Origin of the sequence: Streptomyces sp. LUP30, from assembly GCF_001746365.1 — a bacterium.
In the GTDB taxonomy this organism is placed as follows: Bacteria; Actinomycetota; Actinomycetes; order Streptomycetales; family Streptomycetaceae; genus Streptomyces.
This window is the reverse complement of the sequence record NZ_MJAJ01000013.1, coordinates 25,265-49,168: the sequence shown is the minus strand read 5'-3', so window position 1 is coordinate 49,168 and position 23,904 is coordinate 25,265. Positions and strand designations below refer to the sequence as shown.

The 23,904-nt window shown below is 71.5% G+C and carries 22 protein-coding genes; 6 read left to right on the top strand and 16 right to left on the bottom strand.

Annotation, left to right across the window (positions count from 1 at the left end; translation table 11 throughout):
- Window positions 1–38: 38 nt before the first annotated feature.
- The 5 genes from BG482_RS13575 to BG482_RS13555 all read right to left on the bottom strand — a co-directional run bounded on the left by BG482_RS13575 (window position 39) and on the right by BG482_RS13555 (window position 5,080).
- Window positions 39–482 (bottom strand): hypothetical protein, encoded by a 444-nt coding sequence (locus tag BG482_RS13575; RefSeq protein WP_069769254.1) that lies wholly within the window; start codon window positions 480–482, stop codon window positions 39–41.
- A gap of 49 nt (window positions 483–531) precedes the next feature.
- Entirely contained in the window at window positions 532–1,095 is a 564-nt protein-coding gene (locus BG482_RS13570) for an RNA 2'-phosphotransferase (protein WP_069769253.1), read from the bottom strand.
- A 122-nt stretch (window positions 1,096–1,217) separates the two neighbouring features.
- The gene (locus BG482_RS13565; protein WP_079141786.1) at window positions 1,218–2,168 is read right to left on the bottom strand and encodes a MerR family transcriptional regulator; all 951 of its coding nucleotides are present in this window, start codon (window positions 2,166–2,168) and stop codon (window positions 1,218–1,220) included.
- A 162-nt stretch (window positions 2,169–2,330) separates the two neighbouring features.
- Complete coding sequence (locus BG482_RS13560) at window positions 2,331–4,151, bottom strand: SDR family oxidoreductase (RefSeq protein ID WP_069769252.1); 1,821 nt, start codon at window positions 4,149–4,151, stop codon at window positions 2,331–2,333.
- Between the two features lie 80 nt (window positions 4,152–4,231).
- The gene (locus BG482_RS13555) at window positions 4,232–5,080 is read right to left on the bottom strand and encodes a M24 family metallopeptidase (RefSeq protein ID WP_079141785.1); all 849 of its coding nucleotides are present in this window, start codon (window positions 5,078–5,080) and stop codon (window positions 4,232–4,234) included.
- 269 nt (window positions 5,081–5,349) lie between these two features.
- On the opposite strand from BG482_RS13555, the gene BG482_RS13550 reads away from it, so the two are divergent.
- From BG482_RS13550 to BG482_RS13530, 5 genes are all read left to right on the top strand, one after another.
- The gene (locus BG482_RS13550; RefSeq protein ID WP_069769251.1) at window positions 5,350–6,327 is read left to right on the top strand and encodes an ABC transporter ATP-binding protein; all 978 of its coding nucleotides are present in this window, start codon (window positions 5,350–5,352) and stop codon (window positions 6,325–6,327) included.
- Window positions 6,317–7,225 carry an ABC transporter permease subunit gene (locus tag BG482_RS13545; RefSeq protein WP_069769250.1) on the top strand — a complete coding sequence of 303 codons (909 nt, stop codon included), beginning with the start codon at window positions 6,317–6,319 and terminating at the stop codon, window positions 7,223–7,225. Before BG482_RS13550 ends, BG482_RS13545 begins: the two co-directional genes overlap by 11 nt.
- Entirely contained in the window at window positions 7,222–8,133 is a 912-nt protein-coding gene (locus BG482_RS13540) for an ABC transporter ATP-binding protein (RefSeq protein ID WP_069769249.1), read from the top strand. The genes BG482_RS13545 and BG482_RS13540 overlap by 4 nt, the downstream gene beginning before the upstream one ends.
- Before the next feature lie 10 nt (window positions 8,134–8,143).
- Window positions 8,144–8,863, top strand: coding sequence for an ABC transporter permease (locus tag BG482_RS13535; protein WP_069769248.1), 720 nt, complete (start codon window positions 8,144–8,146; stop codon window positions 8,861–8,863).
- Between the two features lie 162 nt (window positions 8,864–9,025).
- Window positions 9,026–9,268 (top strand): hypothetical protein, encoded by a 243-nt coding sequence (locus tag BG482_RS13530; protein ID WP_069769247.1) that lies wholly within the window; start codon window positions 9,026–9,028, stop codon window positions 9,266–9,268.
- 522 nt (window positions 9,269–9,790) lie between these two features.
- Here the strand turns inward: BG482_RS13530 and BG482_RS13525 are convergent.
- The 9 genes from BG482_RS13525 to BG482_RS13485 all read right to left on the bottom strand — a co-directional run bounded on the left by BG482_RS13525 (window position 9,791) and on the right by BG482_RS13485 (window position 20,225).
- Window positions 9,791–10,609: an HAD family hydrolase gene (locus BG482_RS13525; RefSeq protein ID WP_107450534.1), complete on the bottom strand. Its 819-nt coding sequence runs from the start codon at window positions 10,607–10,609 to the stop codon at window positions 9,791–9,793.
- Window positions 10,606–11,883, bottom strand: a complete 1,278-nt coding sequence (gene serS, locus BG482_RS13520; protein WP_069769246.1) for a serine--tRNA ligase — start codon at window positions 11,881–11,883, stop codon at window positions 10,606–10,608. The genes BG482_RS13525 and serS overlap by 4 nt, the downstream gene beginning before the upstream one ends.
- A gap of 582 nt (window positions 11,884–12,465) precedes the next feature.
- Entirely contained in the window at window positions 12,466–13,398 is a 933-nt protein-coding gene (gene pheA, locus BG482_RS13515) for a prephenate dehydratase (protein ID WP_069769245.1), read from the bottom strand.
- A gap of 211 nt (window positions 13,399–13,609) precedes the next feature.
- Window positions 13,610–15,094 (bottom strand): iron uptake transporter deferrochelatase/peroxidase subunit, encoded by a 1,485-nt coding sequence (efeB, locus tag BG482_RS13510; protein WP_256096350.1) that lies wholly within the window; start codon window positions 15,092–15,094, stop codon window positions 13,610–13,612.
- 7 nt (window positions 15,095–15,101) lie between these two features.
- Window positions 15,102–17,183, bottom strand: coding sequence for a copper resistance CopC/CopD family protein (locus tag BG482_RS13505; protein ID WP_069769244.1), 2,082 nt, complete (start codon window positions 17,181–17,183; stop codon window positions 15,102–15,104).
- Window positions 17,184–17,196: 13 nt separating this feature from the next.
- On the bottom strand, window positions 17,197–17,667 hold the full coding sequence (locus BG482_RS13500; protein ID WP_069769243.1) for a copper chaperone PCu(A)C: 471 nt from the start codon (window positions 17,665–17,667) through the stop codon (window positions 17,197–17,199).
- Window positions 17,664–18,311, bottom strand: a complete 648-nt coding sequence (locus BG482_RS13495) for an SCO family protein (RefSeq protein ID WP_069769242.1) — start codon at window positions 18,309–18,311, stop codon at window positions 17,664–17,666. The genes BG482_RS13500 and BG482_RS13495 overlap by 4 nt, the downstream gene beginning before the upstream one ends.
- 147 nt (window positions 18,312–18,458) lie before the next feature.
- Window positions 18,459–19,226, bottom strand: coding sequence for a YcnI family protein (locus tag BG482_RS13490; RefSeq protein ID WP_069769241.1), 768 nt, complete (start codon window positions 19,224–19,226; stop codon window positions 18,459–18,461).
- 126 nt (window positions 19,227–19,352) lie between these two features.
- Window positions 19,353–20,225, bottom strand: coding sequence for a hypothetical protein (locus BG482_RS13485; RefSeq protein ID WP_069769240.1), 873 nt, complete (start codon window positions 20,223–20,225; stop codon window positions 19,353–19,355).
- A 241-nt stretch (window positions 20,226–20,466) separates the two neighbouring features.
- Here BG482_RS13485 and BG482_RS13480 point away from each other — a divergent pair, with 241 nt between their 5' ends.
- Window positions 20,467–20,922, top strand: a complete 456-nt coding sequence (locus BG482_RS13480) for an ATP-binding protein (RefSeq protein WP_069769239.1) — start codon at window positions 20,467–20,469, stop codon at window positions 20,920–20,922.
- 58 nt (window positions 20,923–20,980) lie between these two features.
- Here BG482_RS13480 and BG482_RS13475 read toward each other — a convergent pair whose 3' ends face one another.
- Both BG482_RS13475 and BG482_RS13470 read right to left on the bottom strand, forming a co-directional pair.
- Window positions 20,981–22,249, bottom strand: coding sequence for an MFS transporter (locus tag BG482_RS13475; protein ID WP_069769238.1), 1,269 nt, complete (start codon window positions 22,247–22,249; stop codon window positions 20,981–20,983).
- A gap of 220 nt (window positions 22,250–22,469) precedes the next feature.
- A complete protein-coding gene (locus BG482_RS13470) occupies window positions 22,470–23,810 on the bottom strand; it encodes a PLP-dependent aminotransferase family protein (RefSeq protein ID WP_370745782.1) in 1,341 nt (446 codons plus the stop codon).
- Window positions 23,811–23,904: the final 94 nt, after the last annotated feature.

Sequence of the window (23,904 nt, the reverse complement as noted above, 5' to 3'; positions counted from 1 at the left end):
GTCGAGCGTATGCGGACGCCCGGTTTCACGTGAAACAGTCACCGGGCGTTGCGGCTCAGCCACGGGCTGAGCCTGCCCAGGATGTACTCCTTGTGCACGCGGTCACGCGGCAGCGGCACCATCAGGAAGTAGCCGGGAGGAAAGCGGCGCACCTTCACCCACGCGTGGCCGTCGTAGAGGGAGCGCAGGAAGGCGGGCACGTCGTCGCGGTCGACGTCCGGACACTCGACGCCGTCGACGGTGATCAGGGCGTCGTCGTCGGGGTACAGCCGCACGCTCACGCTGGGGCGCCCACCGAGTTCGGCATAGGCCTCGTGCGGCAGTGACCCGTCCGGGTCGGCGGCGACGCCCACGCCGGCGGAGGTGCGCCGGGAGGTCTGGTCGGCCCCGATGTCGTGAGTCACCTCGATCTCGCGCGCGTACTCGGCGGCGATGGCGCGAAGGGCGGTGACGGCCGCCTCGGTGGAGGGCAGGTGAGTCATGGTGTGATCATCCCGAACAGACCTCCATCCGTCGATTCGGGCCGGTACCTCAGTGGCGTTCGGGAAACCGCAGGTACTGCGGCGGCACGGCCTTCGTCAACCACACCCCGTTGGCGCTGACCTGGAAGACATGGCCGTCCCGGTGCATGGCCCCGGCGTCCACGGAGAGCACCACGGGGCGGCCTCGGCGTGCGCCGACCCGGGTCGCGGTCTCCCGGTCGGCGGAAAGGTGCACGTCGTGCCGGTTCATGGAGCGCAGCCCCTCGGCCCGGATCGCGTCCAGGTGGCGGCCCACGGTTCCGTGGTAGAGGTACGGCGGAGGGGAGGCCGGGGGCAGTCCCAGGTCGATGTCCACGCTGTGGCCCTGGCTGGCGCGGATCCGTGTGCCCTCGATCGCGAAGCGCTTCTTGTCGTTGGCGGCGACGACGTGGTCCAGTTCGTCGCGGGTGAAGCGGAAGCCGTGCGCGGCGCACGCCGCGATCAGTTCGTCGATCTCGACCCAGCCGGCCGCGTCGAGCGTGAGGCCGATGCGTTCGGGCTGGTGCCGCAGGTGCTTCGAGAGGTACTTCGACACCTTCACGGTGCGTCTCTCGGCATGGTCCTTCTCGTTCATCCGCTCAGCATGGCGGGAGAGACGCGGATCACGCACATTGTTTTGCAGCTGAGGTTTGATCCACAGGCAACTACTGTTATCCACAGGCCAATTGGCGTTTCTGTGGACAACCAACCGGTGTTTCAACGGCGTTCGTCAAGGTCGGCCGCGCTCCCGTGGCTTGAGGACAGTCCGTCCAACATCCTTGCCCGCACCTCGCGTTCAGCGGCCAGCGTGAGGAACATGGCGGCGTGCTCCACACCGACCAGCCTTTCCACGGCCTGCATTGTCTCGGCGGGAATCGCCACCGAACGCGTCCCCGTGGTGGCGGGCGTGGGATCGTCGGAGCCGAGGTGCCGACGCAGGTGGAGGGTCGCGAACAGCCGCATGGCCCGCGCCAGTTCGGCGTCCACGGTCTGCCGGGCGAGTGGACGGAGCCGTCGTACGAGCGAAGCCGCCTCGGCCGCGTCGGCGTCGGTCGGACGGTGCGCGCCGTCGAGGTAGCGGTCGAAGACGTGCTCGGCGGTGAACTCCAGGAAACGGGAAGCGATGTGCTCGACCTGGGACCTCAACTCCCGCAGATGCGCGGTGATCGCGCCGAGAGGAACCCCGGCCGCATGCAACTCGACGGCCACCGCCAGCTCTTGGGGGCTCGGCACGAGGAAGGCGCCGTCGTCGCCGGGCGCGGGCTCCAGCACGCCGAGGGCCACCGCGTCGGCGATCGCGGTGTCGTCGGGGACGCCGCCGAAGCGGGCGGTCAGTTCGGCGCGCGAGACCCGCGCGGGCTCCTCGTCCGTCCACGGCCCGTCCACCTCCGCGACCAGGCCGAGGACACCGCCCAGGCCGCGGCCGGTGTCATGGGCGTCGAGGAGCTCCTTGATGGAGGCGAGGGTGTAGCCGCGGTCGAGGAGGGCGGCGATCTGGTGGAGACGGGCGAGGTGGGCGTCCGAGTAGTGGTTGGCCCGCCCCTTGCGTTCCGGACGGGGCAGGAGACCGCGGTCCTGGTAGGCGCGGATGGTGCGGACGGTCGCGCCGGAGAGGTGCGCGAGGGTCTCGATGCGGTACGGCGGCCGGGGCGACGCGATGGCGGTCAACTCGCCGTCACCGAACCCTCGTCGAACCGACCGCACCCGTACCCGCCCCGGCCCCCGTACCCGCCCCGGCACCCGCACCCGTACCCGCGCCTGAACACGAGCGGGCACCCCGGCCTGCGCCTGCGTCAGGCGGGCGCAGGGGCTGCCGGCCGGTCCTACGGCTCACAGCGGCGGTCCCACCCGCGCCAGCGCCCTCAACGCCCTTGGCAGGAACCGTGACAGGGCGTAGGAGACCTTCGCCTCAGGAGTGACCCGGACCACCGCCTCGTCGAGCAGGACCGCCCGCAGGATCGCGTCCGCGACCTTCTCCGGCGGGTAGTTGCGCAGCCCGTACGCGTGCGTGGAGCGCTTCTGGCGACGCCGTTCCTCCTCGGCGTCCACCCCCACGAAGGTCGCCGTGTCGGTGATGTTCGTCTTCACCAGGCCGGGACATATCGCCGAGACGCCGATTCCCCGGCCCGCCAGTTCCGCGCGCAGGCACTCGCTCAGCATCAGGACCGCCGCCTTGGAGGTGCTGTAGGCGGGCAGCGCCTTGGAGGGCTGATAGGCGGCCGCCGACGCCGTGTTGACGATGTGGCCGCCCTGGCCGCGCTCGGCCATCTGCCGGCCGAACAGTCGGCACCCGTGGATGACGCCCCACAGGTTGACGTCCAGGACTCTGCGCCAGTCGTCGGACGTCGTGTCGAAGAAGGAGCCCGACAACCCGATGCCCGCGTTGTTCACCAGCACGTCCAGCACGCCGTGTTCGGTCTGGACCTTGGCCGCGAGTTTCTCCATCGCCTGCTCGTCGGAGACGTCCACCGTCTCAGCCCAGGCCCCGGGCGCGCCGATCAGCCGGGACAGCTCGGCCGTCCGCGCCGCGGCCTCCGCGTCCCGGTCGACGGCGATCACCCGCGCGCCGGCCTCGGCGAACGCGAACGCCGTGGCCCGCCCGATGCCGCTGCCCGCGCCGGTGACGAGCACCAGCCGGCCGCCGAAGCGCTCGGCGTACCGGCCGGCGGCAGCCGTGCGCACCGACCCGCGGTCCTGCTCCCGGTCCTGACCCCGGCCCTGGCCCGTCGCCTCGCCCGCCCGCTCCTGCTCGACCGAGGTGACGAAGTCGTCGATCCAGGAGGCGACCTGGTCGGGTCGGGTGCGCGGGACCCAGTGCCCGGCCGCGAGGGTGCGCCGGGTCAGCCTCGGGACCCACTCCTCCAGCTCGTCGTACAGCCGCTCGGAGAGGAATCTGTCCTCCAGGGGCGTGATGAGCTGCACGGGCGCGTGCGCGTACGCGTCGGGCCGGGGGCTGCGCAGCCGGCTGCGCACGTTGTCCCGGTACAGCCACGCCCCGTGGGCCGCGTCCGACGGCAGCGACGGCGTCGGGTACGCGCCCGCGGGGACCTTCTCGAGCCGTCGCAGAATGCCAGGCCAGCGCTTGCCGAGCGGGCCCCGCCAGGCGAGTTCGGGCAGGGCGGGGGTGTGCAGCAGGTACACGTACCAGGATTTCGCGCCCTGCCCGAGGAGCTGGCCGACCCGGCGCGGAGTCGGCCGCTTCAGTCGCTTGTCGATCCAGTGGCCGAAATGGTCGAGGGACGGGCCGGACATGGACGTGAAGGACGCGATCCGGCCCTCGGTGCGCCGCACGGTGACGAACTCCCACGCCTGCACCGAGCCCCAGTCGTGCCCCACCAGGTGCACCGGGCGGTCCGGGCTGACCGCGTCCGCCACCGCCAGGAAGTCGTCCGTCAGCTTCTCCAGGGTGAACCCGCCCCGCAGCGGCTTCGGCGTGCCGGAACGGCCGTGGCCGCGGACGTCGTACAGCACCACGTGCAGCTGGTGGCGGTCGGCCAGTCGCGTCGCGACCTCGCACCACACTTCCTTGCTGTCCGGGTAGCCGTGCACCAGGACGACCGTCGGCCGACCCGGATCGCCCAGCTCGACCACGCACAGATCGATCCCACCGGTTCGCACCCGGCGCTCACGCGCGCCCTGCGGCAACGTCACTTGCCCTCCACCTCGTGCTTCGGCATCCGCTCCGTTTTTCCTTCCGCCCAACGCCGTACGTGCGGCAGATCGTCGTCCAGTCAGAAGGCGCTCTCGCGTGGGTCGTCCGAGTCGGTGACCACGAGGATCTCCTCGAACTTCGCGCCCGTACCCCGGAACCCGAGATGCGGTTCGACCGCCCACAGCCCCGGCTGCGGCGGATGGTCGGAGAACCGGTACGGCGACCAGAGAGGGGACCAGCCCTCGCGGTGGCCGTGCAGCGCGTCGGAGACCAGCCCCTTGAGCGACTGCGCGCCGAACCCGAACACCCGGGGCGAGAACCGGCGCTCCCGCACGCGGTCCACCTTGTGCGCGATCACGCCGAACGGGTAGGCGCGGTGCCGGTTCGCGTATCCCTGGCGGACCATGAGGCGGTCGACGTCGGCGTAGATCTCGCGCAGTGACCGCCGTTCGCGCACCTCGCGCAGGATCAGCTCCCGGTGTGCTTCCAGATCGGCCAGCAGCCTCTCCTGCACCGGGTGCCCACCGAGCGCTCCCGAGTAGCCGACGTCCGCCGTGTATCCCTCGTACACCGGCGCCAGGTCGAGGATGAACGGCATCCCCGGCTCCAGCCGGCGGTCCGTCGGGAAGAACTGCAGGGGGATCCGGAAACCGGTGAACGCCGTGCGGTCCCCGAACCAGGCGAACGGCAGGTGGAACCAGTCGCGCACACCCTGCTCGCCGCACCACTCCCGCAGCATCCGCGCCGCCTCGCGCTCCGTCACTCCCGGTCGCAGTGCGGCGGCGACGGCCTGTGCGGCCGCATACGCGAGCTGCTGCACCTGCCGGAATCCCCGCAGCTCGGCGGAGAGCTCGCGAGCCGTAGCCGTAGCCGTAGCCGTCACTGTCGCGGCCGCCGATGCGCCGGATGTCCCCGCTGTCGTCGTCATGCCACCCCGTCCCGCCGGTCCCGAACGCCTTGCGGTCACGTCGACTGCGCTACGCGCCCGTAACTTGACATCACCGAATGTGACAGTTGTTAGAGGCTGCGTCAATAGGCGGTGTCGGGCCGCTGGACGCCACGTCCGCGGCATCCTCGGCCCCGTAGCTCTCAGGCATGGCATCCCCTACGTGCCCGTACATCTGAGGGCTGAGGCGAAGACGGCTCTGAGGTCTGATGATTTTCGTGGTGTGCGTCACTACTTTTGAGGACGTGACTGTGATCGCGACCGAAAGCCTGAGCAAGCGGTTCCCCCGGGTGACCGCTCTTGACCGGCTCTCCGTGGACGTCGGACCCGGTGTGACCGGGCTCGTCGGAGCCAACGGGGCCGGCAAGTCCACATTGATCAAGATCCTGCTGGGTCTGTCGCCCGCGACCGAGGGCCGAGCCGAGGTGCTCGGCCTCGACGTCGCGAGCAAGGGCGCCGAAATTCGCGAACGCGTTGGCTACATGCCGGAGCACGACTGCCTGCCGCCCGACGTCTCGGCCACCGAGTTCGTCGTGCACATGGCCCGGATGTCCGGCCTGCCGCCCACCGCCGCGCGCGAGCGCACCGCGGACACCCTGCGCCACGTCGGCCTGTACGAGGAGCGCTACCGGCCCATCGGCGGCTACTCGACCGGCATGAAGCAGCGGGTGAAGCTCGCCCAGGCCCTCGTCCACGACCCTCAGCTGGTCTTCCTGGACGAGCCGACCAACGGCCTCGACCCGGTCGGCCGCGACGAGATGCTCGGCCTGATCCGCCGCATCCACACCGACTTCGGCATCTCGGTCCTGGTCACCTCCCACCTGCTGGGCGAACTGGAGCGCACCTGCGACCACGTCGTGATCGTCGACGGCGGCAAGCTCCTGCGCTCCAGCTCCACCACCGACTTCACGCAGACCACCACCACCCTCGCGATCGAGGTCACCGACACCGACGCGCATCCCGACGGCACCCACGCGGTGCGCGAGGCGCTCCGCGCGCGGGGGGTCGAGGTCCTCGACGCGAACAGCGCCCTGCCCGGCGCCGGCCACGTCCTGCTGCTCACCGCGCAGGGCGAGGAGACGTACGACGTCGTCCGGGACGCGGTCGCCGACCTGGGCCTCGGCCTGGTCCGCATGGAACAGCGCAGACACCACATCTCCGAGGTCTTCACCGACAGCGACGCCGAAAACGACCAGCAGCGGAAGGAGGCCGTCGGCCATGGCAGTTGAGCACCCGGTCACCGCCGCCGCGGGAGACCAGACCCGCATCCACAACATCGGCTACCGCAGCTACGACGGCCCCCGGCTGGGCCGCGCCTACGCCCGCCGCTCCCTCTACTCGCAGTCCCTGCGCGGCGCCTACGGCCTCGGCCGTTCGGTGAAGTCCAAGGTGCTGCCCATGCTGCTCTTCGTGGTGATGTGCGTGCCCGCCGCCATCATGGTCGCCGTCGCGGTCGCCACGAAGGCCAAGGAACTGCCCGTCGACTACACGCGTTACGCGATCATCATGCAGGCCGTGATCAGCCTGTACGTCGCCTCGCAGGCGCCCCAGTCCGTCTCGCGCGACCTGCGCTTCAAGACCGTGCCGCTGTACTTCTCGCGGCCCATCGAGACAGCGGACTACGTACGCGCCAAGTTCGCCGCCCTGGCCTCCGCGCTCTTCGTGCTCACCGCGGCCCCGCTGCTGGTGCTCTACGTGGGCGCCCTGCTGGCCAAGCTCGACTTCGCCGACCAGACCAAGGGATTCGGTCAGGGGCTCGTCTCCGTGGCACTCCTCTCACTGCTCTTCGCCGGGATCGGCCTGGTCATCGCCTCGGTGACCCCGCGCCGGGGATTCGGCATCGCCGCCGTCATCGCCGTGCTGACGATCTCCTACGGCGCGGTCTCCACGCTCCAGGCCATCGCCGAGGCGCAGAACAGCACCGGCTCCATCCCCTGGATCGGCCTGTTCTCCCCCGTCACGCTGATCGACGGCGTGCAGTCGGCGTTCCTGGGCGCCTCCTCCGCCTTCCCGGGCGGAGTCGGCCCCTCCGACGGACAGGGCGTCGTCTACGTCCTCGTCCTCCTCGGCCTGATCGCCGCAGGCTACGGCCTCCTGATCCGCCGCTACCGGAAGGTGGGCCTGTGACCACGCTCAGCATCGACCACGTCTCCCGCTGGTTCGGCAACGTGGTCGCCGTCAACGACATCACCATGACCATCGGTCCCGGCGTCACCGGCCTGCTCGGCCCCAACGGCGCCGGGAAGTCCACCCTCATCAACATGATGGGCGGCTTCCTGGCCCCCTCCACCGGCGCGGTCACCCTCGACGGACAGCCGGTCTGGCGCAACGAGGCGATCTACAAGCACATCGGCATCGTTCCCGAGCGCGAGGCCATGTACGACTTCCTCACCGGCCGCGAATTCGTCGTCGCCAACGCCGAGTTGCACGGACTGGGGGCGAAGGCCGCCCAGAAGGCGCTGGCCACCGTCGAGATGGAGTACGCACAGGACCGCAAGATCCAGACGTACTCCAAGGGCATGCGCCAGCGCGTCAAGATGGCCAGCGCCCTCGTCCACGACCCGTCGCTGCTGTTGCTCGACGAGCCCTTCAACGGCATGGACCCGCGCCAGCGCATGCAGCTCATGGACCTGCTGCGGCGCATGGGCGACGAGGGCCGCACGGTGCTGTTCTCGTCGCACATCCTCGAAGAGGTCGAGCAGCTCGCCTGGCACATCGAGGTCGTCGTCGCCGGCCGGCACGCGGCCAGCGGCGACTTCCGCAAGATCCGCCGACTGATGACCGACCGTCCGCACCGCTATCTGGTGCGCTCCAGTGACGACCGCGCCCTCGCGGCCGCGCTGATCGCCGACCCGTCGACCGCCGGCATCGAGGTCGACCTCGCCGAGGGCGCACTGCGCGTCCAGGCCGTCGACTTCGGCCGTTTCACGGCCCTGTTGCCGAGGGTCGCCAGGGACCACGGCATCCGGCTGCTCACGGTCTCGCCGTCCGACGAGTCCCTCGAGTCCGTCTTCTCGTATCTCGTCGCGGCGTAGGAGGCCCAAGATGTACGACCCCACAGTCGCCCGACTCACCTACCGGGCCCTGCTCGGCCGTCGCCGGGCTCTCATCCTCGGCGCTCTGCCCCTGCTGCTGATCGCGATCTCCGTGGTCGTGCGCGGCCTCACCGGGGCCGACGACCAGACGGCGTCCGACCTGCTCGGTGGCCTCGCGCTGGCCACCATGGTCCCGATCGTCGGCGTGATCGCGGGCACCGGCGCGATCGGACCCGAGATCGACGACGGCTCCGTGGTGTATCTGCTGTCCAAGCCGTTGAAGCGGCCGACGATCATCTTCACCAAGCTGATCGTGGCGGTGGCGGTGACGATGGTCTTCTCGGCTCTCCCGACGCTGATCGCCGGGTTCATCCTCAACGGCAACGGCCAGCAGATCGCCGTCGCCTACACCGTGGCCGCGCTGGTCTCGTCCATCGCGTACGCCGCCGTCTTCCTGCTCCTCGGCACCGTCTCGCGGCACGCGGTGGTGTTCGGGCTCGTCTACGCGCTCGTCTGGGAAGCCCTGTTCGGCTCCCTGGTGCCGGGCGCGCGCACGCTCAGCGTCCAGCAGTGGTCGCTGGCGGTCGCGCACAAGGTGGCGGGCGGGGACCTCGTCACCTCGGACGTCGGACTGACCACGGCGACGGTGCTGCTGGTCGTGGTGACCGTCCTGGCCACCTGGTACGCGGGACAGAAGCTGCGGTCGCTGACGCTCGCCGGCGAGGAGTGAGCGGCCCTGCCGGGGCGCGGGGCGGCCGCTCTTGACGGCGGCTTCACCCGCTCCTCGGCAGACTGGGCGCAGCACGCAGCACGCAGCACGCAGCACGCAGCACGCAGCACGCAGCACGCAGCACGCGGCGTCCGGAGGACGGGTACGGCGGGGAGGACGGGGATGGCGGACGACGACACGATGAACGGCGGCCGGGAGCGTTCCGAGGACGGCCTCTGGGACGACCTCGTCCTGGACGAGGACTTCATACGGGCCGCCGAGGCGTCCGAGCCGTCCGCCCGTGCTCGGATGCTGGCCGCGCGGTGGCGTGCGGAGGCGCCCGAGCCACAGCCCTGGCGCTCCGACGAGCCGCCGGCGGGCTGGTTCTTCAGCAAGGCGCGTCGACGCAGGTGGCGCCGCCGGTAGTCTCCGGGTTCGGCCCCGGCCGTCGCACGGGCGTTTTATTCGGTGGCGTCCCACTCGCCCTCCCGGGCACAGTGGTCGTACCCGCACGGCGCGGGTCGGCCGGAAGTCGTCCGGCGACACAGACTGGGTGAGGAGTTCGGCGATGCCCATGCACGGCAGTCCGTCGAACTCCCTTCAGGGCGGCCTGTGGCGGGTTCCGGAGTAGTTACGCCTCCGTCGAACCCGCTCCTCACAGGGGAGCTGCCCGGGGCGGCCGCTTCGAGCACGCGATGTCGCTCTCGCGTGGGCCGCCCACCCGGAGAATCGGCCGAGTGGCCGGACATCGACTCGCCGAGCGAGACGCTGTCACGGGGACTCGGCCGGAGGTGCGGGTGGCTCGGGTCGCCTCGAGGCGACCCGAGCCACACCGACGGCCGTGGTTCGCGCGGTTCGATGACCGGACGCCATGAGTCGGACACCGTGAGTCGGACGCCGTGAGCCGGATGTCCGGCCCGGGCCGGCGCGCGGGCCGGCCCGCGCGCCCTAGCTCAGGAAGCGTTCCAGGACCTCGGCGATCCCGTCGTCCTCGTTGGAGGACGTCACCTCGTCGGCGACCGCCCGCAGTTCCTGGTGGGCGTTGGCCATGGCCACGCCGTGGGCGGCCCAGGCGAACATGGGGATGTCGTTGGGCATGTCGCCGAAGGCGATGGTCTCCGCGGCCTTCAGGCCCAGGCGGCGGGCGGCCAGGGAGAGGCCGGTGGCCTTGGACAGGCCCAGGGGAAGCAGTTCCACGATTCCCGCGCCGGCCATCGCGACCGTGACGAAGCCGCCCGCGGCCTGCCGTGCGGCCTCGGCCAGCGCATCGTCCGACAGCTCGGGGTGCTGTATGTAGATCTTGTTCAGCGGCGCCGACCAGAGGTCGGACGCGTCCGTGAACGGCGTCGCCGGGAGCGTCCCGGTGACCGCGTAGCCGGGCCCCACCAGCACGTCCCCGTCGAGCCCGTCACGGCTGGCCGCCAGGTGCAGCGGGCCGACCTCCGACTCGATCTTGGCCAGTGCCACGCCGGCGAGCTGGCGGTCGAGGGTGACCGAGGTCAGCAGGCGGTGCGAACCGGCGTCGTAGACCTGGGCGCCCTGCCCGCAGACCGCGAGGCCGTCGTAGCCGAGGTCGTCCAGGATGTGCCGGGTCCACGGGACCCCACGTCCCGTCACGACGATGTGCGCGGCGCCCGCCGCGGTGGCCGCGGCGAGGGCGTCACGGGTGCGGCGGGAGACCGACTCGTCGGAGCGCAGCAGCGTTCCGTCGAGGTCGGTCGCGATCAGGCGGTAGGGGAACTCCCCGGCGGCAGACACGGTGCTCACCTGGCGACCGGCTCCAGGACCTCCCGGCCGCCGAGGTACGGGCGCAGCACCTCGGGTACGTACACGGAACCGTCGGCCTGCTGGTGGTTCTCCAGGATGGCGACGATCGTGCGCGGGACGGCGCACAGCGTGCCGTTCAGCGTGGCCAGCGGGCGGACCTGCTTGCCCTCGCGGACGCGGATCGACAGCCGGCGGGACTGGAACTCGGTGCAGTCCGAGGTCGACGTCAGCTCGCGGTACTTGCCCTGGGTGGGGATCCAGGCCTCGCAGTCGAACTTGCGGGCGGCCGAGGAGCCGAGGTCACCGGAGGCGACGTCGATGACGCGGAACGGCAGCTCCAGCGCGGACAGCCACTGCTTCTCCCACGCCAGCAGGCGCTGGTGCTCGGCCTGCGAGTCCTCGGGCAGGACGTACGAGAACATCTCGACCTTGTCGAACTGGTGGACGCGGAAGATGCCCTTGGTGTCCTTGCCGTGCGAGCCGGCCTCGCGGCGGAAGCAGGGCGAGAAGCCCGCGTAACGCAGCGGCAGCTTGTCCGCGTCGATGATCTCGTCCATGTGGTACGCGGCGAGCGGGACCTCGGAGGTGCCGACCAGGTACAGGTCGTCCTTGTCGAGGTGGTAGACGTCCTGGGCCGCCTGGCCGAGGAAGCCGGTGCCCGCCATGGACTGCGGACGCACCAGCGCCGGGGTCAGCATCGGGGTGAAGCCGGCAGCCGTGGCCTGCGCGATCGCCGCGTTGACCAGGGCCAGCTCCAGCAGCGCGCCGACGCCGGTGAGGAAGTAGAAGCGGGAGCCGGAGACCTTCGCGCCGCGCTCGACGTCGATGGCGCCGAGGATCTGGCCGAGCTCCAGGTGGTCCTTGGGCTCGAAGCCCTCGGCGCCGAAGTCGCGGATCGTGCCGTGCGTCTCGAGGGTGACGAAGTCCTCCTCGCCGCCCACGGGCACGTCGGGGTGCACGAGGTTCCCGAGCCGCTGGAGCAGATCCTGCGTCTCGGTGACAGCCGCGTCGCGCTCGGCGTCGGCGGCCTTGACGTCGGCGGCGAGCTGGCTCGCCTTCTTCAGCAGTTCGGCCTTCTCATCGGCGGAGGCCTTGGGGATGAGCTTGCCGAGCGACCGCTGTTCGGCGCGCAGCTCGTCGAAGCGGACGCCGGACGACCTGCGCCGCTCGTCGGCGGAGAGGAGGGAGTCGACGAGCGCGACGTCCTCTCCACGGGCGCGCTGGGAGGCGCGCGCACGGTCGGGGTCCTCACGGAGCAGGCGAAGGTCAATCACGCGGCCAAGGCTACCCGTGCGGGGTTGCGGCTCACGACTCAGATTCCCGCGTCGCACGTCGAGTGTTCCGACGTCCTCCGCTGTTCGTTCCGAATCGCTACTTACGGTGCGTTATGGGGTAATTGCCGAGTGTGTCAATAAAGAGTGTCTCACTCCCTGGGACGGAGCATGTGGCAGGCGTCGCGTTGACTCGACTTCCTTGCACCGCACGGGATTTGGGGGCGGAGTTGTCCACAGGAATCCACACCCTGTGTGAGTTATCCACAGGGTGTGCGAAAGGTCTGTGGACATCGGAATGGATCATTCCAATGCCTCTTCGCGCGCTGGAGAATTCCCTGCCCAAACCCGGTGCGAGTCCACTTTCGGGTGGAAATGGGTCGCCCTCAAGGGTTGATCGAAGGAAACAGGTGGACGAGGGGTGACGGGCGGGTGGCGAGCCGCCCCGAGGGCACGAGGACCGATTTGTCGACTGAATGGTGCTTCGTTGTCGACTTGTCCCCAGGTCGAGAAGCTGCCCTGTGGATAACTTCTGTGGATAACGAAGATATGCAGGTAGGACCGATGGCGGACGGGTAGGGCAGGCTAGAAACGGCCGTCCTGGCAGCGCGCCACCCAGTCCGCAGCCGCCATGAACTCCCCGTCCGACGTCCCGGGCAACGGCGCTTCGACGTCCGCCGCGTCGACCTCCGCACGCGGGTACGAGCCGAGGAAACGCACCTCACGGCAGATCCGTTTTAGTCCCATGAGGGCTTCGGCCATCCGGCGGTCGGAGATGTGCCCCTCGGCGTCGATGCAGAAGCAGTAGTTGCCGATGCCGGCGCCCGTCGGACGGGACTGCAGCAGCATGAGGTTGACGCCCCGGGTGGCGAACTCGCCCAGCAGGTCACGCAGGCCGCCGGGATGGTCGTCGCGCTGCCACAGCACGACGGACGTCTTGTCCGCGCCGGTCGGTGCGGCGGGCCGGGCCGGCCGGCCCACCAGCACGAACCGGGTCTGCGCGTTCTCGGCGTCGTGGATCCCGGTCTCCAGGGCGGTCAGCCCGTAGCGGGCGGCGGCGAACTCACCGGCGAAGGCGGCGTCGTAGCGGCCTTCCTGGACCAGCCGGGCGGCGTCCGCGTTGGAGGCGGCCGACTCCCAGAGGGCGTCCGGAAGGTTCCCCTTCAGCCAGTTGCGCACCTGGGGCTGCGCGGCCGGGTGGGCGGAGACCGTCTTGATGTCCGCCAGCTCGGTGCCGGGCCGGACCAGCAGCGCGAACGTGATCGACAGCAGGACCTCGCGGTAGATCATCAGAGGCGCGCCGGCGACCAGCTCGTCCAGCGTCGTGGTGATCCCGCCCTCGACCGAGTTCTCGATGGGCACGAACGCCGCCTCGGCCTCGCCGGAGCGGACCGCGTCGAGCGCGGACTGCACCGACACGTACGGCATCAGCTGCCGGGTGGCCGCCTCCGGAAGCGTGCGCAGGGCAACCTCCGTGAAGGTGCCCTCGGGGCCGAGATACGCATAGCTCGCTGGCATGACCTCACCCTAATGGCCCTTGCGTATCCGGGCCCACGCGTCTCACGAGGTGCCCCTCGCAGGAATGAATCCGCGCCGCGGACCGTAACTTCGTCTGTCCCGCAGCCCCGCAGCCCCGCTCGCCCGTCGCCAGCACCGGGAGCAGCACGAGCACCAGGAACAGCACCAGCAGTAGCAGCAGCCGCGGTAGCAGCGGCCGTCAGCCGCCGCCTCACGCCTCCAGCAGCCGCTGCCCCACGTACTCCCCCTCCGCGGCCCCGCCGGGTACCGCGAACAGGCCGCTCGACTCGTGGCGGATGTACTGGGACAGCGCGTCGCCCCGGTCCAGCTTGCGTTGCACCGTGACGAAGCCGCGCAGGGGGTCCGCCTGCCAGCAGACGAACAGCAGGCCAGCATCGGGAGTGCCGTCCGGGTCGATGCCGTCGTGGTAGGAGAAGGGCCGCCGAAGGATGGCCGCGCCGCCGTTCTGGTCGGGGCGCGTGATGCGGGCGTGCGCGTTGATCGGGACGACCAGATCGCCGTTCGCGTCGGTCTTCTCCAGGTCCATCTCGGTCGTCTCGGTCCCTCCGGACAGGGCCGCGCCGTCCGCCTTGCGACGTCCGATGACCTGCTCCTGCGCCTTGAGGGACAGTTTTTCCCAGTCGTCGAGGAGCATGCGGATACGGCGTACGACGGCGTAGGAGCCGTTGGCCATCCACGCCGGGTCCTTGGTGCCGGAGGCCGGGACGAAGATGCGCTCGTCGAAGTCGGAGTCGGTCGTTCTGGGATTCCGGGTGCCGTCCATCTGCCCCATCAGGTTGCGGGCCGTCATGGGGTGGGCGGTGGCCCCCGGCGTTCGGTTGAAGCCGTTCATCTGCCAGCGGACCTTCGCGGCGCTGCCCGCGTCCTTCTGGATCGCGCGCAGGGCGTGGAAGGCGACCAGGGCGTCGTCCGCACCGATCTGCACCCACAGGTCACCGTTGCTCCGGGCCTTGTCGAGGTGGTCGGAGGAGAAGTCCGGGAGCGGGTCGAGGGCGACCGGACGCTGCTTCTCCAGACCGGTGCGGGCGAAGAAGCTGTTGCCGAAGCCGAAGGTGATCGTCAGGGAGGAGGGGCCGGCGTCCCGGGCCACATCGGTGTCGTCGTGCGCGGCGGCCTCGCCCGCCATCAGCCGCCGGGCCGTGTCCGACCAGCGGCGCAGCAGCGCGGCGGCCTCCTTGCGGCCCGCTCCCGCGGTGAGATCGAAGGCGACGAGATGACCACGGGCCTGGAGGCCCTGGGTGATCCCCGGCTGATGTTTCACGTGGAACATCGCCTGCCCGGACCCGATCGAGGAGAGCGGGGTGGCCTGCGCGGGGGCGGCGGCGTATCCGGCTGCCGCGCCCGCGGCGCCGAGGACGAGCCCGGTCGCTCCGGCGGTGCCGAGCAGCTTGCGCCGAGTCAGCCCCTCGCCGGAGACGGAGGGGGACCCGGAGACGGGAGGAGGCGGGGAGGCGGAGACGGAGTCCGACTGGACGCCCGCGTCGACGGACGCATGGGCGGCCTTGGCTGCGCCGGCCCTGCTCGTGCCGGCCTTGTTCGTGCGGGCCTTGTTCGTGCCGGCCTTGTTCGTGCGGGCCTCGGCGGCACCGGCCTTGGGCGTGCCGGCCTTGCCGGTGCGCGCGCCGGGCTGGGGGGCCTCGGGTGTACGGGCGTCGGGGAGGGACTGGTCGGGCATGGTGCGGTCAGCCGATCTGAGCGTTCTTGGACACGGTCACCTGGTCGATGTCGGAGGTGCGCACGGTCACGGCGACCTTCCATTCGCCGGCCATGGGGATCTGCACCGAGCTCGCCGCCCAGTGGCCGGTGGTGATGTGGTCGGGAGCGACGGGCAGCGGCCCGATGTCCTTGGACTCGAGGGTGAACGCGACCTTGACCTCGGGCACGTCGAAGGCGCGGCCGTTGGGTCGGGTCACGTAGACGTGCATCTCGTTGGCGCCGGCGCGTGCGGGGTCGAGGTCGACGCTGACCACACCCTTGCCGTCCGTGCCGCCGGTGTCGAAGGACATGTCCAGCGTCAGAGCGCCGGAGGCGGAGTCCGACGAGGACGAGGCGGACGACGAGGAAGCGGTGGCCCTGGCGGCCTCCTGCTCCGTGCGGCCGGGCTCGGTCGACGTCAGGACGGTGGTCACGGCGAGCAGCACCACGGCGACACCGGCCTCCGCGAGCACCGAACGCCGCAGACCGAAGCGGTCGGCGTCGGAGTCCCGCAGCCTCTTCTCGCGCGTGGCGTCGACGGCGGCCCGCTGCCGGGCGAGCTGGGCGGCCCGCTTGTCGCTTCCGGAGACGGCCTTGGAGTCTTTGGAGTCGCCGTTGCCGTTGCCGTTGCCGTCGCCGTCGCCGTCGCCGTCGCCGTCGCCGTCGCCGGTACCGCTCCCGCCGGCGTCGGCGAGAGCGGTACTGGCGTCAACCGACCGCTTGCCTGCCGTGACCACGGACTTCTCGGCCGTGGACGTCCGTGCGGCGGCAGCGGCAGCCGTCGAGGCAGCCGTCGAGACCGCGGGTGCGGCCGTCGTCCCGGCCGCCGTCTTGGTCGTCGTGTCCGCCAGGCGCGAGGTCCACCGCCGGGAGATCCAGGCGATGCCCACGAGCAGCGAGACGAGCCCGATCTTGACGAGGAGCAGCTGTCCGTAGCGGGTGTCGGTGAAGGCGGACCAGGAGCCGAGCTGACGCCACGACTGGTAGACGCCGGTGGCGACCAGGGCGAGGACGCTGCCGAAGGCGACCTGGGAGAACCGGCGGACGGCGGCGCCCTCGACGGGGCGGTCGGCGGGCGCCCGGTACAGCGCGACGAGGAGCGCGGCGAGTCCGCCGAGCCAGGTGGCGACGGCCAGCAGGTGCAGCACGTCGACGGGCATCGCGATGCCCGGCTGCAACCCGGTCGAGGCGTGCTCGGCCATGGCCCAGCTCGCCGCGAGCCCGGCGGACACGACGGTTCCGCCGATCGCGAGCCCGAAGGTCAGGTCCCGCTTCTCCTCGTCCTCCCGCTTGTCGTAGGCGCCGAAGAGCACGGCGATGAACAGCGCGGCGGCGGCGAGCAGCAGCAGCCGGGAGACGAGGGCCGCGCCGGTCTTGGTCTGCAGGACCTGCCCGAGGAGGTCGAGGTCGAAGACGTCTCCGAGCTTGCCCGAGCCGGCGTAGGAGCCGCGCAGCAGCAGCAGGAACAGGGTGGCGGCGGTCATCGCGAGCCAGCCGGAGAGGACGAGCCGCTGCATGGCGCGTACCCCGGTGCCGCGCGGCCAGCAGGCCAGCACGAAGACGGCCCCGCCGACCATCACGATGAACCCGGCGTACGACATGTAGCGGCCGAAGCCGTACAGCCAGCCGACGACTCCGCCGCCGGCCACCTGGTCGGACACGGACACGGTGGTCTTGGAGGGGGAGCCGATGGAGAAGGTGTAGGCGCCGGCGACGGGGTGGCTGTCGGCGGAGACGACCTGGTAGGTCACGGTGTACGTGCCGTCGGGCAGCCCGGAGTGCAGCTGGACGGCGTAGGTGGAGCCGCTGACCTCGGACGGTTTGCCGCTGTCGACCCGGGCCCCCTGGGGATCCAGGACGCGAACGGAGTCGTCGTTCATCGAGACGGTCTCGGAGAAGGTCAGCGACACCTGTGTGGGCGCCTTGTCGACCACCACCCCCTGCGCGGGGTCGCTGCCGGTCAGTGCGGCGTGCGCGGACGCGGGTGCGGCGCCGGCCAGGAGCGCTCCGGCGACCGCCAGGAACAGCAGCACGAGCATCCGGACGCGGGGGGCGATGGTCTGCGTCAAGGTGGTCCCTCCCTCAGTGGCCGGTCTTGGGGCTGTACGTGGCGGACTTCACCGGCATCTCGACCTTGAGGGGGTCGGAGGCGGCGAAGTGCAGTTGGACGGTCACGGTCTCGCCCTGTACCGGCTTGCTCTTCAGCATCTCGAACATCAGGTGGTTCCCGCCGCTCTTGAACACGAGTTGACCGTGTGCGGGCACGTCGAGGGAGCTGACCTGCTCCATCGACGACCCGACGGTCCTGTGCAGGGTCACATGGCCCGCGGTCGAGCTGGTGACGGAGGTCAGCTCGTCCTTCGCGTCGCCCTTGTTGACGACGGTGAGGAAGCCGGCGGCCATGGTGTCGGAGACGGGTTGCGGGATGTAGGCGGCCTGAACGGACAGTTCCGCGGTGCCGTCCGCGTCCGACCCGCAGCCCGCCAGCAGCAGGGCGCTCGTGACCACGGCCGTCGGTGCGGCGAGAAGTCGCGCGGTCCGTGTCGACCTCACGGGTTCTCCCCCTTGACGATCTTGGGAAGGTCCTTGGTGTAGTCGTCGACCGTGGCGTCCTCGCCGTACAGCAGGTAGCCCGCGTTCGTCTTCGGGGAGAAGGCGACGACCTGGGTGCCGTGGGTGGAGACGATCTTGCCGTTCTTGTCCTTGTGCGGTGCCTCCACGGTGATGCCGAGGCGGTAGGCGGCGGCCTGGACGGTGGCGAACTTCCCGGTCAGGCCGACGACCTCGGGGTCGATGCCCTTGAGCCATGCGCCGAGCGCCGCCGGGGTGTCGCGGTCCGGGTCGGTGGTGACGAACACGACGCGCAGCGCGTCCTGCTCGGCCTTGGGCAGCTGCTTCTTGGCGACGGCGATGTTGTTCATCGTCAGCGGGCAGACATCCGGGCAGTTGGTGTAGCCGAAGTAGATCAGCGTCGGTCGGCCGGCCGTCTCCTTGCGGAGGTCGTACGGCTTGCCCTGGGTGTCGGTGAGCACCAGGGCGGGCTTGGTGAAGGGCTGGTCGAGCACGGTGACGGGCCGCTGCCCGGCTTCCTGGGAGACGGAGGCCACGGGGCTGCCGCTGTCGCTGCTGCCGCAGGCGGAGAGGGTGAGGGTGGCGGCCGCGAACAGCGCGGCCACGGCGTACGTCTTCTTGCGCATAGAGAAACGTCCCAGATGTGTGAAATCCGGTGCGCACCGGGGGCCCGGAGCAGCTGTACGGACGGGGTGTACGGAAGGCCGTGCACCCCGGTGCGCACCGTCGGGAGCCGATGTCGGGCGGCGGCGGCCGTCCGACGCGGGCGTGGGTCAGGCCTCGGTGGCGGTGGCGGTGGTGGTGGTACGGCGGCGGCCGGCGAGCACGCCGTACGCGACGCCCGCGGCGCCGACGACGATGCCGACCACGCCGAGGACCCGGGCGGTGGTGTCGGTGCCGTCGGAGTCGGAGGCCGCCTCGGTCGCGGTCGCCTTGGCGTCGTCGGACTTGTCGGAGGCGTCCTCGGCGCCGGCGCCGTGGTGGCCGTCCTTGGAGGCGGCGGTCAGGGCGAGCACGGGGGCCGGGTTCTCGGGCTCCTCGGCGCCGTCCTCCTGGACCTCGATCCAGCGGACGACCTCCTTGTCGGAGTACGTCTGGATCGCCTTGAAGACCAGTTCGTCGGCGTCCTCGGGCAGCGCGCCGACGGACACCGGGAACTTCTGGAAGAAGCCGGGCTTGACGCCCCCGCCGGTGGCGGTCCAGGTGATCTTGGAAACCGCCTCGGAGATCTGCTTGCCGTGCACCTCGATGGGCTTGGCGAGCTTCGCCTTGGTGACGTCGATCTTCCAGCCCTGGATCGGCTCCGGCATCGCGGAGGCCAGCGGGTGGTCGGTCGGGAAGGCGACCTCGAGCTTGGCGGTCGAGGCGTTGTCCCGCTCGTTGGGGACCTTGAAGTCGACGACCGCGTAGCCGCCCTTGGCCGCGGCGCCCTCGGCGGCGACGCTGACGTGGGCGAGGGCGGGCGAGGACAGCGCCAGGACGCCGGCTCCGGAGACGGCAGCGGCGGCGGCGACACGAGCGGCGATACGAGAGGCCTTCATGACAGAGAGCGCTCCACTCTGAGTGAGTCTGTGGCTGAGGAGCGTGTGCACGGTTGTGCGCACGCGCGCGTGCCGCACGACGGCGGCCGCTCTCCCCGGTCGTGGTGGAGTGCTGGTCGTGTCGCGTCAGGCAGCGAGGACGAGAGCGCAGACGTGCGGCGGTCCTCGCCTGATCACCGAGTGCTGGAGTGTGGTGATGCGCGGAGCGGCCGGAGTGAGCAGCGGGGCGCACGGGACGCGCGGGCCCGTTCCGGGCGCGGCCGGCAGCCCCGCGAGCAGGGCGCGCACCAGCGCGAGCGCCCCGCGCAGGGACCGTACGAGCGCGCCCTCGGCGACTCCGTGGGCCGACAGGGCGAGCAGCCGCAGCAGGGCCGTGTCGCCGCGTCGCAGCACCCAGCCCGCGGCGACGGCCGCCAGAACGTGGCCCAGCAGCATCGGCAGGGAGGGCAGCAGGGGGAACGGCGAGCCGGCCGCGGACAGGGCGTCCGCCGGATTGCGCATCGAGCCCATCCCGGACATGCCGCCCATGGCCGTCGTGCTGTCACCGCCGCCGCCGGTTCCGACGGGGTAGAGCCGGGCGTTCACCAGGATCTTCTGGGCCTCGGCCGGGCTGAGTGCGGCCGCCGTGGCCCCGCACACCAGCCGGGCCGCCCGGGCGACGAGCGTGGCGTCCGCCCCGGACAGCCGGGCGGAGGCGTCGGCGGAGAGCGTGGCGGACGCGGTGACGGTGTGCTGGCCGAGTCCGAAGAGGGTGTGCAGCGCGCTCTGCCCGACCGCGAGCAGGGCCGCGATGCCGGGCAGCGAGCGCTCGCGCCCGGCGAGCGGCGCCACGACCACGAGGACGCCCAGGAACCCGGCGCCCAGCGTCCACAGCGGGACGACGACGCAGGAGGCCGTCGAGTGCCCGGCCGCGGCCAGCACGACGCAGACCGCGGCGAACACCGCGGCTCGCAGCAGCCGTAGATCGCGACCGGAGCGTTCGCTGTGGGGGGCAGTCATGGCGGGCTCATCATCGCACTGGCCTTACCGCGGCCACACGGCAGGTCCATAAGGTCCCCACGATGCGGAAGATCACCTTCTGGTATGACTGGTACTACTGATGCTGGCGAGTCCCGCATACACCGATTCCTGGCTTGCGTGCATCCCCCATATGGGCGGCATCACGGGGAAATCGCGCTTACATACGGCTCGGTGCGGCAATACGTATCGGTATGTCGAGCCGCAGCCAGGAGGCTGGAGCATGAGCATCTGGTGGTCACTCCATCTGCGGCGCGAGGCTGCGAGCGTTCCGCTCGCCCGACGCCTGCTGCTCGGCACCATGGAGACGGCGGGCGTCGATCCCGACGTCAGTTACGACCTCTCCGTGGCCCTGAGCGAGGCCTGCGCCAACGCCGTCGAGCACGGCGGCGACACCGCGCACGGCGGCTGTTCGGAGGCGTACCGCGTCACCGCCTACCTCGACGGCGAGAAGTGCCGGATCGAGGTCGCCGACTCGGGCCCCGGGTTCACGGCCGAACGTCCCGCGCCCGCACCGGTGCGCATGAGCGCCGAAGCCGAGCACGGCCGGGGCCTCTTCCTCATCCAGGAGCTCGCCGACCACGTCCACATCGGCAACAAACCGGGTCGCGTCGGAGCCGTGGTGAGCTTCGACAAGATCCTCAAGTGGCGCAAGGACGCCCCGCTGATCGCTGTGTGACCGGCCGTCAGGTCACCTGCACGGCAAGGAAATCACCGCGATGCCATAGCCCGGCGTGTCAGGCCGTCGTCGGGGCCGGCTGCTGCGGGGCCGGCTGCTGCGGTTCCGGCGTCGTCCGCCCGGCGGCCGCCCGGCGCGCCGCGGGTCCCATCGCGTACGACGCCGCCACCATCGCCGCGCCCAGCAGCAGCCAGCCCGGAGTGCCCCACTCGACCAGGAGCCAGGTCAGGACCAGGGGGCCGAGGGTGCGGGCCACCGTGACGCCCGTGCCGAACAGCCCCTGGTACTCGCCGACGCGGTCGGCAGGAGCGAGGTCGAAGGAAAGCTGCCACGAACCCGCCGACTGCCCCATCTCGGCCGCTGCCTGCAGTACCGACCCCAGCACCAGCACGCCGGCCGCCACCCACGGCGAGGCCCCGGCGGACAGGGCGAACACCGCGCACGCGGCGCACATCACCCACCCCGCGCGCCGCACCGCGCGCGTGGCGCTCTCCAGCCCGCTCACACCCCGCGCCATCCGTACCTGGAACACCGTCACCGCGGCGGTGTTGAGCACGAACAGCGCGGACACCAGCCAGGCGGGCGCACCGGTGCGCTCGGTGATCCACAGCGGCAGCACGAGACTGAGCAGCGCCATCCTCAGCAGCAGCACCGTGTTGAGGAGCGCCACGAGCGCGTAGGGCCGGTCGCGCAGCACGCCCAGGGCGCTCCCGCCCGGGCGCGCCGTACCGGGAGCGACCCGGGGCAGTCCGGCGAGCAGCAGCGCACACACCACGAAGCTCACCGCGTCGACCACGAACACCGCGAGGTACGCCTCCCGCGTCCCGGCGTGCAGCGCGAGCCCGCCGAGTCCCGCGCCGACCGCCAGACCGGCGTTCAGGGTCGCCTGGAGCCGCGCCAGCAGTCCCGTCCGCTCCCCGGCGGGCGCCAGGCCGGCCAGCAGCGCCTGGCGGGCCGCCGCGAGCCCCGACTGCGCGGCCGCGTACGCGCACGCGACGAGGACGAACGGCACGAAGTCGCGCACCAGGGTGAAGGACGCCACCGTGAGCGCGGTCGCCAGCGCCAGCAGCACCGCCGTCCCGCGCGCCCCGCGCCGGTCGGCCAGCCGTCCCAGCGGCACTCCCGCCAGCGAGCCCACCGCCCACCCGAGGGTCAGCCCGAGCCCCACGCGCGCGGGAGCGAGACCGATCACCTGGGTGAAGTACAGGGCCGACGTCGTGTAGTAGGCGCCGTCCCCCACCGAGTTGCTCAACTGCGCGAGCGCGAGCAGCCGCTGGGGGGCCGTCCGCCGCGTCGCGGCCCGCTGCGGGGGAGTCTTCGTCGTCATGGGAACGACGCTAGAGGCGTGTTGGACCGGTGGGCAGAACCACTTCGAGGACTGTTCAGTGGCCCAATCACGGACCCACGGACCCACGGACCCTCGGACCCACGGACCCTCGGACCCCCGGACCCCCGGACCCACGGCGCACGCACCCACGACGCATGGACGTTCGGCCCGACGACGGTTCCCGGCCGCCCCCGGTCGATCGCGTTCCCGGTGCTCCGGCTCAGTTCCCTTCGAGCACCTTCGCCAGCACTTCCAGCGCCTCGGGGTACGCCCGCTCTCTGGGCGTGCCGTAGCCGACGACCAGCCCCTGCGGCCGTTCCCCCGCGCCCTCCCGGCCGCGGTCGTGCCAGTGGTCGCCGAGGCGGCCCACCGCGAGCCCCTCCGCGGCGGCCCGCGCCAGCACCTCCTCCTCGTCGCCCACGTCCACCAGCGCGTGCAGCCCGGCTGCGATCCCGCGCACACCCCGGCGCGCGCCCAGCCGGTCGAGCAGCAGGTCACGGCGGCGCCGGTAGCGCAGCCGGCACGCGCGCACATGACGGTCGTAGGTGTGAGCGACGATCAGTTCGGTGAGCGCCAACTGCCCGATGGACTCGGTGTGGTGGTCGCTGTGCAGCTTGGCGTCGGCCACCGCGTCGACCAGGTGCGCAGGCAGCACCATCCAGCCGAGCCGCAGCGCCGGCCCGAGCGTCTTGGAGGCGGTGCCCAGATAGACGACCTGCCCCGGCGCCATGCCCTGCAGCGAGCCGACCGGCTGCCGGTCGTAGCGGAACTCCCCGTCGTAGTCGTCCTCGACGATGATCCCGTCACGCGCGCGTGCCCACTCCGTCAGCGCCCGCCGCCGGGCCGGGTGCAAGGTCACGCCCGTCGGGTACTGGTGGGCCGGCGTGACGACGACCGTCCCCGCGTCGCCCAGCTCCCCGACCCGCACCCCGCGTTCGTCGACCGGCGCGGCCGTCACGGTTCCGCCGTTGTGCCGTACGACCTCGCGGTGGAAGGGCAGACCGGGGTCCTCCATGGCGATCGGGGCGTCGCCCAGCACGCGCGTGAGGAGCGCGAGGCCCTGCACGTACCCGGAGGTGACGACGATCCGCTCCGGCGGCGCGACGACGCCCCGCGCCCGTCCCAGATACCCCGACAGCGCGGTGCGCAGCTCGATGCGGCCGCGCGGGTCGCCGTAGTCGTACGCCGGTGAGGGCGCCGTCGCGAGGGCGCGGCGCAGCGCGCGCAGCCATGCCGCGGCCGGGAACGTCCCGACGTCGGGGCTGCCGGGCCGCAGGTCGTGGCGCGGCGCACGCGCGCGTGCGGCGGCCTCCGGCGGTTCGGCGGCGACGGGGGGCAGCGGCGCGACCTGTGTGCCGGACCCCTGCCGGGCGGTGAGGTAGCCCTCGGCGACGAGCTGGTCGTAGGCGGCCTTGACCGTGGTCCGCGACATCCCGAGCTCGCCCGCGAGCCGTCGCGTGGCGGGCAGCCGTGTCCCGGGCGGGAGCCGCCCGTCGCGCACGGCGTCCCGCAGGGCGCGTTCGAGCCCGGCACGCCGCCCTTCGGCGGAGTCCGCTTCCACATACAGGTCCACAACCACCCCCCCCCGGCGGGCCACCGCGCGAGCAGCCCGCACAACCCGCAGCCCGCACGCCACACAGCCCGCACGGCGGGCA

Excerpts from the sequence above, each read along its gene's own strand:
- BG482_RS13475 (WP_069769238.1), bottom strand. The coding sequence starts at position 22,249 with ATGACGACGAAGACTCCCCCGCAGCGGGCCGCGACGCGGCGGACGGCC.
- BG482_RS13495 (WP_069769242.1), bottom strand. The coding sequence starts at position 18,311 with ATGCGCAAGAAGACGTACGCCGTGGCCGCGCTGTTCGCGGCCGCCACC.
- BG482_RS13530 (WP_069769247.1), top strand. The coding sequence starts at position 9,026 with ATGGCGGACGACGACACGATGAACGGCGGCCGGGAGCGTTCCGAGGAC.
- BG482_RS13535 (WP_069769248.1), top strand. The coding sequence starts at position 8,144 with ATGTACGACCCCACAGTCGCCCGACTCACCTACCGGGCCCTGCTCGGC.
- BG482_RS13485 (WP_069769240.1), bottom strand. The coding sequence starts at position 20,225 with ATGACTGCCCCCCACAGCGAACGCTCCGGTCGCGATCTACGGCTGCTG.
- efeB (WP_256096350.1), bottom strand. The coding sequence starts at position 15,094 with ATGCCCGACCAGTCCCTCCCCGACGCCCGTACACCCGAGGCCCCCCAG.
- pheA (WP_069769245.1), bottom strand. The coding sequence starts at position 13,398 with ATGCCAGCGAGCTATGCGTATCTCGGCCCCGAGGGCACCTTCACGGAG.
- BG482_RS13570 (WP_069769253.1), bottom strand. The coding sequence starts at position 1,095 with ATGAACGAGAAGGACCATGCCGAGAGACGCACCGTGAAGGTGTCGAAG.
- BG482_RS13575 (WP_069769254.1), bottom strand. The coding sequence starts at position 482 with ATGACTCACCTGCCCTCCACCGAGGCGGCCGTCACCGCCCTTCGCGCC.
- BG482_RS13555 (WP_079141785.1), bottom strand. The coding sequence starts at position 5,080 with ATGACGACGACAGCGGGGACATCCGGCGCATCGGCGGCCGCGACAGTG.
- BG482_RS13545 (WP_069769250.1), top strand. The coding sequence starts at position 6,317 with ATGGCAGTTGAGCACCCGGTCACCGCCGCCGCGGGAGACCAGACCCGC.
- BG482_RS13480 (WP_069769239.1), top strand. The coding sequence starts at position 20,467 with ATGAGCATCTGGTGGTCACTCCATCTGCGGCGCGAGGCTGCGAGCGTT.
- BG482_RS13490 (WP_069769241.1), bottom strand. The coding sequence starts at position 19,226 with ATGAAGGCCTCTCGTATCGCCGCTCGTGTCGCCGCCGCCGCTGCCGTC.